Raw genomic sequence first — 12387 nt, forward strand, 5'->3', positions numbered from 1 at the left:
TTAACTCACAACATCTCAGGCGGAAACTTCCATGTTCAAGGACAATCTCCTCGAGGGTCGGCGTATTCTGGTGACCGGCGGCGGCACCGGCCTGGGCAAGGCGATGGCCGCCCGCTTCCTCCAGCTCGGCGCCGAAGTGCATATTTGCGGACGGCGGAAAATCGTCTGCGACGAGACCGCGACCGAGCTGATGGATCTCTACGGCGGCCGCGTCACCAGCCATGGCGTCGACATCCGCAATGCGATGGCGGTCGAGGAGATGATCGAGGCGATCTTCCAGGAAGGCGGCCTGACCGATCTCATCAACAACGCCGCCGGCAACTTCATTTCCCGCACCGAGGAATTGAGCCCGCGCGGTTTTGACGCGGTCGCCAACATCGTGATGCACGGCACGTTCTACGTGACGCACGCCGTCGGCAAGCGCTGGATCGCCGCGAAGCAGCCGGGCAACGTCGTGTCGATCACGGTGACTTGGGTGCGCAACGGCTCGCCCTATGTCGTGCCGTCGGCGATGAGCAAGTCGGCGATCCACGCGATGACGATGTCGCTCGCCACCGAATGGGGCCGCTACGGCATCCGCCTCAACACCATCGCGCCCGGCGAAATCCCGACCGAGGGCATGAGCAAGCGCATCAAGCCGGGCGACGAGGCCGGCGCGCGCACCAAGGCGATGAACCCGATGGGGCGCGTCGGCACCATGGAGGAGCTGCAGAACCTCGCCGTCTTCCTGATCTCCGGCGGCTGCAACTGGATCAACGGCGAGACCATCGCAATGGACGGCGCGCAGGCGCTGGCGATGGGCGGCAATTTCTATCAGCTGCGCGACTGGAGCGACGACGACTGGACCAAGGCCAAGGAGTCGATCAAGGCGCAGAACGAGAAGGACCGCTCGACACGCACGAGCTGACGGCACTGTTGATCGGCGGCGGCGCTCGGTAGACTGATTGAACGATGCTCGCTCCGGAGCAATCCGGGGCGAGGACGACAAAACAAAAACGAAAACACGGCACAATCGGAGGGGAAACATGACCGTCACGACGGCAGCGTCGACGCTCGTCGATGTCGTTCGCAGCCAGGCGCAGGCACTCGGCTCCGCGACCGCCTATGAGTTCGAGGGCCGCAGCACCAGCTTCGCCGAATTCGACCGCAAGACCAACCAGGTGGCCAACGCGCTGAAGGTGCTCGGCCTGAAGCCAGGTGAGCGGATCGCCTATTTCGGTAAGAACAGCGACAGCTACTTCGAGCTGCTGGTCGGCGCCATGAAGGCCAACGTCGTGATGGCGCCGGTGAACTGGCGGCTGGCCGGTCCGGAGGTCGCCTTCATCGTCGAGGACTGCAGGGCCCCTGCCCTGTTCGTCGGGCCGGAGTTCATCACCATGATCCGGCAGATCCGCGACCAGCTTCCGAGCGTGCGGCACATCATCACCACCGAAGGCGGCGCGCCGGAGTGGCAGGACTATACGGCGTGGCGCGATGCGCAAAGCGCCGATGATCCGGGCGTTGATATCACGCCGAAAGACATCGCGCTCCAGCTCTACACCTCCGGCACGACAGGAAAGCCGAAGGGCGCGATGCTGTCGCATGCCAACTTCCTCAACCTGGTCAACACCGGAAACCCCGATGAGAAGCCGGACTGGAACAAATGGTCGACCGACGACGTGTCGCTGATCGCGATGCCGATCTTCCATATCGGCGGCTCCGGCTGGGGTCTGATGAGCCTGTACCACGGCGCCCGTGGCGTCATCGCCCGTGAGTTCGATCCGACCAGGATCCTCGACTTCTTCGAACAGTCCGGCATCACCAAGCTCTTCATGGTGCCGGCCGCGATGCAGTTCGTGGTGCGGCAGCCGCGCGCGCGGCAGGTCGATTTCTCGCGCCTGAAATACATGCTCTACGGCGCCTCGCCGATTCCTGCCGCGCTGCTGAAGGAATGCATCGACGTCTTCAAATGCGGCTTCGTGCAGATGTACGGGATGACCGAGACCACCGGCACCATCATCGCGCTGCCGCCGGAGGATCACGTCGAGGGGCTGGAGCGGATGCGCTCGGCCGGCAAGCCGCTGCCCGGCGTCGAGGTCGCGATCATCGATCCCCTTGGCAATCCCTTGCCGCCGCGCGAAGTCGGCGAGATCGCCACCCGCTCCGGCTCCAACATGGCCGGCTATTGGAATCTACCGGAGGCAACGGCGCGCACGCTCGGCAAGGACGGCTGGCTGCGCACTGGGGATGCCGGCTACATGGACGAGGACGGCTACGTCTACATCCACGACCGCATCAAGGACATGATCATCTCCGGCGGCGAGAACATCTATCCCGCCGAGGTCGAGAGCGCGATCTGCGATCACCCTGACGTAGCCGAAGCTGCAGTGATCGGCATTCCCGACGACAAATGGGGCGAGGCGGTCAAGGCGATCGTGGTGATGAAGCCGGGCAAGCAGGCGACCGCGACCGACATCATCAATTTCACCCGCACCCGCATCGCCGGCTTCAAGACGCCGAAGACCGTGGATTTCCTCGACGCCTTGCCCCGCAATCCCTCCGGCAAGATCCTGCGGCGAAATCTGCGCGATCCGTATTGGGCGGGCAAGGACAGGCAGGTGAATTGATAATTGGCGGACGGGGAGTATGCCCGCTCCACGAGTCATTTCGGGGCGCGCCGCGCAGCGGGGCGAACCCGGAATCCATACTCACGAAACCGGGTTCGGCGCGATCTGGTTGTGGCGCAGGTCTTCGTCACGCGGGCGGTCGTGGTTATGGATTCCGGGCTCGTGCTGCGCACGCCCCGGAATGACGGAGGAGAGAGTGTGCGCTCCCTCCCCGCCGTCATTGCGAGGCGCCCTTGCGCCGAAGCAATCCAGGGGCCAAGTGACCGGTCTGGATTGCTGGCTGACGCTCACGATTTCTGTCTTTGGACGACCACCGCCTCATCGCTTGTTCGCCCCCATGTACCCAAACAGGAACCCCGCCACCTTCCGCATCTGGATCTCCTCGCTACCCTCGGTGATGCGGTAGCGGCGGTGGTGGCGGTAGATGTGCTCGAACGGTTTGTGACGCGAATAGCCCATGCCGCCATGCACCTGGATGGCGCGATCGGCGGCCTCGCAGCACAGGCGGTTAGCCCAGTAGTTGCACATCGACACCTTGTCGGACAGCGTGTGCTCGACCTGCGCCTGGGTGAGCTGATCCATCTCCCACGCGGTCTTGCGGATGAGGAGCCGCAGCATCTCCGCCTGCGTCGCGAGCTCCACCAGCGGCCACTGGATCGCCTGGTTCTCGGCCAGCGCCTTGCCGAACGGCTTCCGCTCCCGCGCGTAGTTCACGCTTTCGTTGATGCAGAAGACGGCGGCGCCGAGCGAACTCGCCGCCTGACGGATGCGGTTCTCGTGGACGAAGCACTGCGCCAGCGACAGCCCGCGCCCAACCTCGCCGAACAGAGCATCCTCCGGCACGAACACGTCGGTGAAGCTGACGCGGGGGTGGTCGGTCGGCATGTTGAAGGTCCAGAGATATTCCTCCACCTTGACGCCCTCGCTCTTGGCCGGGACCAGGAAGCAGGTGATGCCGCGGGCATCGCCGTCATTGCCCGAGGTGCGCGCGAACAGCGCGCAATGGGTGGCGACGTGCATGCCCGTCGTCCACATCTTCTCGCCGTTGATCAGCCAGCCCTTGACGTTGTCGCGGGTGGCCGGGATCGCCTTCGTCTCCATATGGGTCGCGTCCGAGCCATGATGCGGCTCGGTCAGGCCGAAGGTGATGCGGTACTTGCCGGTGATCGAACCGTCGATCATCGCCTTCTGGTCGTCGCGACCGTACCGATCGAGCATGGTGACGATCGGGAGATTGCCGACGATGGAGTGCTCGTTCTGCAAATCGTTGTGCAGGCCGAGACCCTTCGACGCAAAATGCTCGCGGATCACGGCCATCCAGAAGTTGGAGCCGTCCCTGCCGCCATAGCGCTTGGGGATCGCGAAGCGCAGATGGCCGGCCGCGTCGGCGCGGTCCTTGGCCTTGCGCAGCAGCTGCTCCCACTCATGCCGCGGCAGACCGCCATTCTCGAAATCGGTCCGCGCCCATTCGCGGCGATGGTCGAAGAAGCGGATGTTGTCGTCGGCCTGCTCCAGCGGCTTGATCTCGGCTTCGATGAAGCGGTCGAGCTCGTCGAGATAGGCGACCAATTCCTTTGGCAAGGAAAAATCCATGCGTGTCTCCCTGTCTGTCGTTGTTGTTCTTGATCTTGGACCTGCGCCGCGTGCTTGTGGCGCGCAGCGCGGTTGCGTATTTGAATGACCGCGCATGCGGCGCAGACGCTAAGCTCGCGTGACGTTGCCAATCAGAAACCAGGAGGAACGGCCGATGGAGCTGAAGTTTTCGAAGGTCACGCGCAAGGGACCGATCACGATCGTCACCCTCGCCCGGCCCGAGGTCTACAACGCGCTGCATACGGATGCGCATTACGAGCTCGAGGCGGTGTTCGACGGCTTCGCCGCAGATCCCGAGCAATGGGTCGCGATCGTCACCGGCGAGGGCGACAAGGCGTTCTGCGCCGGCAATGATCTGAAGTGGCAGGCGGCTGGCGGCAAGCGCGGCTGGGGCCGAAGCGGATTCGGCGGCCTGACCTCGCGCTTCGACTGTGACAAGCCGCTGATCGCCGCCGTCAACGGCGTCGCGATGGGCGGCGGTTTCGAGATCGCGCTGGCCTGCGACCTGATCATCGCGTCTGAGAATGCGACCTTCGCCCTGCCCGAGCCGCGCGTCGGCCTCGCTGCCCTGGCCGGTGGCCTGCAACGGCTGCCGCGCCAGATCGGCATGAAGCGCGCGATGGGCATGATCCTCACGGGGCGCCATGTCGGCGCCCGCGAGGGCCACGAGCTCGGCTTCGTCAACGAGGTGGTGCCGCAGGGCGAGGCGCTGGCGGCGGCCGAGCGCTGGGCCGATACCATCGCCAAGAACTCGCCGATGTCGATCCGCGCCTCCAAGCAGGCGATCGAGAAGGGCCTCGCGGTCTCGCTGGAGCAGGCCATCACCGAGCAGCGTGACTATCCCGCGGTGCAGGCGATGATCCATTCGCAGGACTACATCGAGGGTCCGAAGGCGTTTTCGGAGAAGCGGCCGCCGAATTGGCTGGGGCGGTAGCGCCTGAATGGCTGCGCGAGCTTGCCCCAACTCCGTCATGGCCGGGCTTGACCCGGCCATCCGTGCCTCGCGACAGCCTTGTGAGAGGATGGATGCCCGGGTCAAGCCCGGGCATATCGACAGAGAGTTAGGGGCCATTGGTGCCCCTCCCCACCTCGCGCTTGTAGGATGCGTAGTTGGGCTGATCGACAGCGAGCTTGTCGAGCGTGGTCTGCCAGAGATGCTCCTTCAGTCCCGGCGTCGCGAGGTCGAGGGCACCGCTCGCGATCTGCTTGGCCAGTGCGCGATTGAGGTCGAGCAAGGTACCATCCCGCGCGAGCAACACTTTCAAGCGCGCATGCTCGGCAGCGTCCGCAGGCGCAGCCTGCGTCAGCTGGCGAACCACGAGATCCAGCGCGTTGATGCCGACGCGCAGCTTGAACGCATGGTGGCCCGAGATCAGCGGCGCGATATCGTTGCGCAGGAAATCCGCTACGGCCTGCACCAACTCGGTCGGCGTCGGTTCGTCCTGCATCAGCCCTCTCCTCGCGGCGCCAGGAGCCGCAGCAGATCGATCTCGGTCTCAGACGCGCGGCGGCCGATCATGGCGCGCTCCATCGAATGGTCGGGGCCAATGCGAAACCGCTGCATCATGCCGCAGCACATCACGCCCCAGCGCAACGTGCCCATGACTTCCCAGAACTTCACCCGGTCAGCATCCACCTTGCGGCCGGCGGCCTCGTAGCCGGCGAACAGCTCCGCGCGCGAGCCAAAGCCGCCGACGGGCTTGTCGATCTCGCCGAAGCGCCAGGAGTTGACGCAGATCCAACCGAGATCCTCCATGGGATCGCCGAGATGGGCGAGCTCCCAGTCGAGCACGGCGCGCACGCCGTCGGGCCCGATGATGAGATTGCCGTTGCGGAAATCGCCGTGCACCAGCGTCACCTCCGCCGAGGGGCCGGGATCATTCTGCGACAGCCAGCGCAGCGCCAGAGCGAACACCGGGCGCGGCCAGTCGAAGCTGTGATATTCGCGGGCGAGCTCGGCGATCTCCCTGGTCGCGTTCATTTCGCGCAGCGCCGGCAACTTCGCGCGCGCGATGCCATGGATGCCGGCGGCGATGCCGCCGAGCTGGCGTGCGAGGCGCGGCCGCGCCTCGGCGAACTCAGCATCGCGCAAGATCTTGCGCGCGATGGTCTCGCCTTCGACGCGGCGCATGATGAAGCCGGTGCCGAGATCATCACCGGGCGCCAGCACATGCAACACCTCGGGCGACGGCACGCCGGCGGCGTGCGCCAGCCGCATGAGGGCGGCTTCATTGTCCAGCCCGGCGGCGCGACCGGGCGCGGCGCCGTAGCCCTTCGGCGAGCGGCGCAGAATAGCGCCGACATCGCCATCAGGATGGACGATGTCGAAGCGCCATGTCTCCTGGCTGGCGCCCCCGGAAAGCTTGGCGGCGCCACGCACGCCGGTCGCGCCCGGCATGAACGCGACGACACAGCGGGACAGTTCGGTCTCGATCATTGGCCCTTGAACTTGGCCGGACGCTTTTCGAGGAACGCCGTGACGCCTTCCTTGAAGTCGGCGGTCGCGCCGGCGATGCGCTGCGACTGGAATTCCTCGTTGAGCTGCTCCTCGAACGAATTCTCCGGGCTCTCCCAATACAGCCGGCGGATCTGCGCCAGCGCGACCGTCGGCCCATTGGCGAGCTCGTGCGCGAGCTTCATCGTCTCCTCCTTCAGCGCCGCGTCGTCGTAGACGCGGTTGACGAGGCCCCACTGCAGCGCCGTCTCGGCCGGCAGCTTCTCGCCGAGCAGCGACAGCTCGATCGCGCGCGCCTTGCCGACGAGACGCGGCAGCAGCCAGGTGGAGCCGCAATCCGGCACCAGGCCGATGCGGCGGAACGCCTGCAGGAAATAGGCAGACTTGGCGCACAGGATCATGTCGCCCATCAGCGCGAAGCTCATGCCGGCGCCGGCGGCCGGGCCGTTCACCGAGGTGACGATCGGGCAATGCAGATTGCGCAGGCGGCGCAGGAACGGATGGAAAGCGGTCTCGAGCGCCGCGCCGGCATTGCTGCGGCCGGGCTTGGCCTGGGCGTTGCGGCCTTGCAGATTGGCGCCGGTGCAGAAGGCGCGGCCGGCGCCGGTGACGACCAGGCAGCGAACGTCGGCCTTCCTCTCCTCGATCTCGTCGAGCGCCTCGGCGAGGCCGCCGAGCATGTCGATGGAGACCGCGTTCATCACCTCCTGATGATCGAGCGTGAGGATGGCGACGGGCCCGTCGAAATCGAGCGTGACGTGCTTGAACTGCATGGTTTCCTCTCAAGAGCTTTTCGAGCGCTGCATTCTTCGCGGCGGAAATTCGCGGCATTGCCGGCTTCGTGCAGCATATTTGATTTTTGCGCTTCGCTTGTCCATGGTTGCGTCATCCAAATAACCGAAGCGACGCACAGCGTCCTCACATCATCACGGAAACGCTCATGACCCTGTTCGATCTCACCGGCCGCGTGGCCGTCGTCACTGGCGGCAATGGAGGCATAGGCCTCGGCATTGCCCAGGCACTTGCGTCCAGTGGCTGCAACGTCTCGATCTGGGGACGCAACGCCGAGAAGAACAAGGCGGCTGCCGCATCGATGGCCGCAGGGCCCGGCAAAGTCGACACGCGCATCTGCGACGTGACGAGCCCCGCCTCTGTCGCGGAAGCCATGAAGGCTACGCTCGACACCTTCGGCCGCGTCGACGGCTGCTTCGCCAATGCCGGCATCGGCGGCGGTGGCCGCAAGCCCTTCATTGAGCGCAGCGAGGAGGAATGGCGCACGATGTTCGCGACCAATCTCGACGGCGTCTTCCACGCGTTCCAGGCCGCCGCCCGGCACATGACGGCGCGGGCAGAAGCCGGCGATCCGTTCGGCCGGCTGGTTGCGACATCAAGTCTCGCCTCGCTGTTCGGCACCGCGCGCAACGAGCACTACGCGGGCACCAAGGCCGCGCTCAATGCGCTGTGCCGGGCGCTGGCGGTCGAGCTGGCGCGCTACGGCGTGACCGCGAACGCGATCCTGCCGGGCTGGATCAAGAGCGACATGACGGCCGGCATCATGGGCAACGAGAAGTTCGTGGCCAACGTGATGCCACGCATCCCGGTCCGCCGCTTCGGCGAGCCGTCGGATTTCGGCGGCATCGCTGTCTACCTCATGAGCAAGGCGTCGTCGTACCATACGGCCGATTGCTTCGTGATCGACGGCGGCTATACCGCGTTCTGACCGGCCAGGACCTACGGTGGACCGGTGCGCCGGTCCGCCAAGGCCGGATTTGTTCCCGCCCCTTATTCCAAGATTTCAGAAATTTAATCCGCCTTGCCCTGCCACGCCCCCGTGACCTCGGCGTTGTCCCTCATCACATGACGAGGAGAATTCCAAGGGGAAGGATGCCATGAAGCGCGGTGTGACGGTTTTGGCCTGTGTGTCCGCCCTGGCTGTGGCCGGTTACTTTGCGATGGCCAAATGGGGCATTCAGCACGAAAGCCGGGAATTCTATGACGCCGCGCGGCAGCGGCCGATCAACGTCGACATCGCGGTCCGCAAGGATTACGAGATGAAGGCGAACGCCGGGCTCTGGCGGCTGCCGGTCGCGATCATCTCCAACGGCAACACGGTGAAGAACACCGAGTATTCGTTCCTGGCGAACGTGTTCGCCGCGCGCGGCTATCTCGTCGCCAGCGTGCAGCAGGATCTGCCGACGGACCCGCCGCTCGTCACCAAGATCGGGCTGCCCTATGTCGGCCGGCTCGACGTCTACAAGAAGGGCGAGGCCAACATTCTCTGCGTGCTGAACGAGATGAAGAAGCGGCATCCCAATGCCGACTACGATCATCTCACGCTGGTCGGCCATTCCAACGGCGGCGACACCGCGATGTATTTCGCCAAGGAGCATCCCAACATCGTCTCGCAGGTGGTGACGCTTGACAATCTGCGCGTTCCTTTCGTCGTCAGGGACAAGCTCAAGATCCTGTCGTTCCGCTCCGATGATCCGGAGTTCAAGACCGATCCGGACGTGCTGCCCAAGCAGCTCGGCAAGAAGAGCGGCATCGACATCATCAAGACCGAGTTCCAGCACACCTGGATGAGCGATCGCGGTCCTTATACGGCGCGTGAGCGGATCCAGGCGACGCTGGACAAATATCTCGGCGGCGATTCGACGAGCGAGCTGGCGCCGGCCGATACGGACAATCTCATCGTCACGAACGGCGCGGCGGCTCTGCCGTGATACGGCAAGGACTCTGCGAACCCGCTCAACAACAACACCAGAACGGAGCGAGGCGGCTGCGTCAGCAACCGCCTCGCCAGCGCATATTCAATTCTGGGGCTTCTTGGCGGGCGGCCCGTTCTTGTTGCCAGGCATGCCCTTGATGTTCGACGGGTCCTGAGCACTGACGTTCGGATTCTGCTGGTTGATGATCGAGGACGAGCCGACGGTGCCGGAATCAGTGGCCGCCGGTCCGTTCTTGTTGCCGGGCGCACCTTGAATGCCTGCTCCCGAGTTGTTCGCGCTAGGCGGCGCGGTCGGCTGCTGACCGCCCTGCGCCAGGGCCGAGGTGGCCGAGACGACGAGCGCACACGCGATCAAACTGATCGTTGGTTTCATGGCGTGACCTCCATTTTTAGTTGCTGTGCTGTTCGAACGTGGCCCGTCCGGTGCCGTTCCAGGGAACACTGAATTTCACGGAGCGATCGCCGTGGATGCACGCAGCCGCTGCCCGCTTTATCAGCTTCCGCAACGCACCCTGGCCGACTACGGTCGGCCGACCGACATATCCGAGGCCGCACCATATGGAATACCTCTCCACCGATCTGAGCCCGCGCGAGCGCTACAAGATCCTGACCTCCTTCGTGCTGCCGCGGCCGATCGCCTGGGTCACGACCAAGGGCGAGACGGGCGTCGTGAACGCCGCGCCGTTCTCGTTCTTCAACGTGATGGGCGAGGATCCGCCGCTCTGCGTGTTCGCGATCAACCTGCGCCCCGACGGCCGGGTCAAGGATACGCTGGTCAACATCCGCCGCGCCGGTGAGTTCGTGGTGCACATCACCGACGAGCCGCTGGCGCAGGCGATGCACGAGACCGGCGGCGACTTTCCGCCCGAGGTCGGCGAGCCCGATCATCTCGGGCTGAAGCTCGCGCCCTCGCGCATGATCTCCGTGCCGCGGCTCGCGGACGCGCCGTTCGCGATGGAGTGCAAGACCTGGCAACTGATCGACGTCAACGGCGACCGCGTGCTGGTGCTCGGCGAGGGCCTTGCGTTCCACATCCGCGACGAGCTGTGGGACAGCGAAAAGATGCGGGTCGAGATGGAGCTGTTCCACCCGGTCGGGCGCATGTTCGCCGACCGCTATTGCCGCACGAACGACCGGATGGATTTCCCGCCGGCCAAAGGCGCCAGCTGAGCCTTGCCCAGCCGGACCGGATGGTCAGTAGGTCGCGGCGAGATAGTCGACGATCTTGCCGACATCGGCGTCGTCGATCGGCGCGCCATAGACCTTGATCATCTTGGTGACCTCGGCCTGCCAGAACTCCTTCTTGTTCTTCATCAGCGGCTGCGTGCTGATGTAATCGGAAGAGTGGCAGGCCGTGCAATTGCCCTGCACGGCGGCAAGGTCCGGCCCCGGCTTGAAGGCCGCCGTCTCCGGAGGAACCTTGTAGTTGACGGGCGCCGCGGTGAGAGCGGCCGGCCCGGCGGCAAGACACCCGAGCGCGACGGCCAGCGCAGCGAGGAAAGATATCCGTTGCATGGTCGTGCTCCTCAAGCGGCGGTGACGCGGACGGTTTCGACGACATTGCGCAGATAACCGGCCGGATTCCAGCGCGGCGTCTCCGGCTGCGTCTCGCCGGCATTGCTGGTCGCCCGCACCTTGAGCGCGTGGGCTCCGGCGGTCAGCTTCACCGGCAGCTTCCACTCCCGGAACGAATACTTCCCGAGGTCCTTGCCAAGCTTCGCATCAGTCCAGGTCTGGCCGCCATCGGTCGAGACGGCGACCTGCTTGATCCCGCTGCCGCCATCGAAGGCGATGCCGCGCAGGACAGCCGTCCCCGCCCTGAGCTTCGCGCCATCGCTGACGCTGGTGATGAAGGAACGGACCGTGAAGCGATTGATCGGGATCGTCGCCTTCGGCGCGGTGCCGGGCTCGACCGCGTTGTTCGGCGTATCCGGAATGCGATAGGCCGATTTCATCCAGAAGCCCTCGAACACGCTGTCGACGACGGTGATCTCGTTGAGGTGCTTGACCCAGTACGTGCCGTAATAGCCGGGCACGATCAGACGCAGCGGAAAACCGTTGAGGAACGGCAGATCCTCGCCGTTCATGCCGTAGGCCAGCATCACCTCGCCGTTCATGGCGTGATCGACGTCCAGCGCCTTGACGAAGTCCGGAGTCTTGTCGACGATCGGTCCATCCATGCCGTTGAAGGTGACCTGCTTCGCGCCGGTCTGGACACCGGCCATCTCGAGCACGGTCTTGAGCGGCACGCCGCGCCAGCGGGCATTGCCCATCGCGCCGTTGCCGAGCTGGCCGCCGGCGACGCGCGGCTCGAAGAAGCCGCGGCTGTTGCCGGAGCACTGGTTGACGGCGACGATCTCGGTCGCCTTCAGCATGCGGATGTCCTTGAGCGACAGCTTGAGCGGCTTGTCGACCTTGCCCTTCACTTCCAGCGCGAACTTGTCCGGATCGAGATCGTAGGGAAGCCCCGCCAGATGATAGCGGACGAAGAAGGCGTTGTTCGGCGTGATCACGCCGTCATTGAACACCGAAAACGGCGTCTCGAGTTGCGGCGGCCGGCTCGTCAGGCCGATCATCAATCGCTTCTGCGGATATTTCACCAGCGGGCGCTCGCCATTGGCGAACGGCAAGGTCACGCTGTCCTCGGCCAGCGCACGGCTCGCTCCAAGGCCACCCAGCAAGGCGGCCAGCCCCGCTCCCTTGAGCAGATCACGCCTGTCGATCATGCGACTCCCTCCGGAGTGGTCGTTCTCGCCAGAGGTCATCACCTCGGGACGATGCGTTCAGTTCGTCCGGCACGCAGCCAGATCTCTGCAGGAGATGATAGTTGCACGATTCTCTGAGGCGGAGAAACGATGTGAAGGTCGGAGGTCAAGCCACCGCGATCCGCTGCACTGCGGCGAGAATAGCGCGAGCGCTTGGGTCGTGGTGAATGTGTAAGGTGGGCAAAGCGGCGCCGTCAGGCGGCGCGTGCCCACCGGCGGTGGACGCGAGGGACGATGGTG

At 65.0% G+C, this 12387-nt stretch carries 13 protein-coding genes; 6 read left to right on the top strand and 7 right to left on the bottom strand.

Annotation, left to right across the window (positions count from 1 at the left end; all coding sequences use genetic code 11):
• The first annotated feature begins 31 nt into the window (after nt 1-31).
• On the top strand, nt 32-907 hold the full coding sequence (locus tag ACQR1Y_RS04060) for an SDR family oxidoreductase (RefSeq protein WP_434875321.1): 876 nt from the start codon (nt 32-34) through the stop codon (nt 905-907).
• Between the two features lie 118 nt (nt 908-1025).
• The gene (locus ACQR1Y_RS04065) at nt 1026-2606 is read left to right on the top strand and encodes a fatty acid--CoA ligase (protein WP_434875320.1); all 1581 of its coding nucleotides are present in this window, start codon (nt 1026-1028) and stop codon (nt 2604-2606) included.
• 318 nt (nt 2607-2924) lie between these two features.
• On the opposite strand, the gene ACQR1Y_RS04070 is transcribed toward ACQR1Y_RS04065, so the two are convergent.
• Nucleotides 2925-4199 (bottom strand): acyl-CoA dehydrogenase family protein, encoded by a 1275-nt coding sequence (locus ACQR1Y_RS04070; RefSeq protein WP_434875319.1) that lies wholly within the window; start codon nt 4197-4199, stop codon nt 2925-2927.
• A gap of 154 nt (nt 4200-4353) precedes the next feature.
• Between ACQR1Y_RS04070 and ACQR1Y_RS04075 the strand changes: the two genes are divergently transcribed.
• The gene (locus tag ACQR1Y_RS04075) at nt 4354-5133 is read left to right on the top strand and encodes an enoyl-CoA hydratase-related protein (protein ID WP_434875318.1); all 780 of its coding nucleotides are present in this window, start codon (nt 4354-4356) and stop codon (nt 5131-5133) included.
• A 127-nt stretch (nt 5134-5260) separates the two neighbouring features.
• Here the strand turns inward: ACQR1Y_RS04075 and ACQR1Y_RS04080 are convergent, their stop codons facing one another.
• Genes ACQR1Y_RS04080 through ACQR1Y_RS04090 form a run of 3 tightly spaced genes read right to left on the bottom strand, consistent with a single transcriptional unit; the run spans nt 5261 to nt 7427 of the window.
• Nucleotides 5261-5647, bottom strand: coding sequence for a DUF6285 domain-containing protein (locus ACQR1Y_RS04080; RefSeq protein WP_434875317.1), 387 nt, complete (start codon nt 5645-5647; stop codon nt 5261-5263).
• The gene (locus ACQR1Y_RS04085; RefSeq protein WP_434875316.1) at nt 5647-6636 is read right to left on the bottom strand and encodes a phosphotransferase family protein; all 990 of its coding nucleotides are present in this window, start codon (nt 6634-6636) and stop codon (nt 5647-5649) included. The genes ACQR1Y_RS04080 and ACQR1Y_RS04085 overlap by 1 nt, the downstream gene beginning before the upstream one ends.
• Nucleotides 6633-7427, bottom strand: coding sequence for an enoyl-CoA hydratase/isomerase (locus ACQR1Y_RS04090; protein WP_434858328.1), 795 nt, complete (start codon nt 7425-7427; stop codon nt 6633-6635). Before ACQR1Y_RS04090 ends, ACQR1Y_RS04085 begins: the two co-directional genes overlap by 4 nt.
• Nucleotides 7428-7594: 167 nt before the next feature.
• Between ACQR1Y_RS04090 and ACQR1Y_RS04095 the strand changes: the two genes are divergently transcribed.
• Both ACQR1Y_RS04095 and ACQR1Y_RS04100 read left to right on the top strand, forming a co-directional pair.
• Nucleotides 7595-8374 carry an SDR family NAD(P)-dependent oxidoreductase gene (locus ACQR1Y_RS04095; RefSeq protein WP_434858327.1) on the top strand — a complete coding sequence of 260 codons (780 nt, stop codon included), beginning with the start codon at nt 7595-7597 and terminating at the stop codon, nt 8372-8374.
• A gap of 169 nt (nt 8375-8543) precedes the next feature.
• Nucleotides 8544-9377 (top strand): alpha/beta hydrolase, encoded by an 834-nt coding sequence (locus ACQR1Y_RS04100; protein WP_434875315.1) that lies wholly within the window; start codon nt 8544-8546, stop codon nt 9375-9377.
• Nucleotides 9378-9464: 87 nt separating this feature from the next.
• Here ACQR1Y_RS04100 and ACQR1Y_RS04105 read toward each other — a convergent pair whose 3' ends face one another.
• Entirely contained in the window at nt 9465-9755 is a 291-nt protein-coding gene (locus ACQR1Y_RS04105) for a hypothetical protein (protein WP_434858325.1), read from the bottom strand.
• 185 nt (nt 9756-9940) lie between these two features.
• Here ACQR1Y_RS04105 and ACQR1Y_RS04110 point away from each other — a divergent pair, with 185 nt between their 5' ends.
• Nucleotides 9941-10552 carry a flavin reductase family protein gene (locus tag ACQR1Y_RS04110; protein ID WP_434858324.1) on the top strand — a complete coding sequence of 204 codons (612 nt, stop codon included), beginning with the start codon at nt 9941-9943 and terminating at the stop codon, nt 10550-10552.
• Nucleotides 10553-10576: 24 nt separating this feature from the next.
• Here the strand turns inward: ACQR1Y_RS04110 and ACQR1Y_RS04115 are convergent, their stop codons facing one another.
• Both ACQR1Y_RS04115 and ACQR1Y_RS04120 read right to left on the bottom strand, forming a co-directional pair.
• Nucleotides 10577-10897 (bottom strand): cytochrome c, encoded by a 321-nt coding sequence (locus ACQR1Y_RS04115; RefSeq protein ID WP_434875314.1) that lies wholly within the window; start codon nt 10895-10897, stop codon nt 10577-10579.
• An 11-nt stretch (nt 10898-10908) separates the two neighbouring features.
• Nucleotides 10909-12108, bottom strand: coding sequence for a molybdopterin-dependent oxidoreductase (locus tag ACQR1Y_RS04120; protein WP_434875313.1), 1200 nt, complete (start codon nt 12106-12108; stop codon nt 10909-10911).
• Nucleotides 12109-12387: the final 279 nt, after the last annotated feature.

Origin of the sequence: Bradyrhizobium sp. HKCCYLRH3099 (assembly GCF_051167855.1) — a bacterium.
Classification (GTDB): Bacteria; Pseudomonadota; Alphaproteobacteria; order Rhizobiales; family Xanthobacteraceae; genus Bradyrhizobium.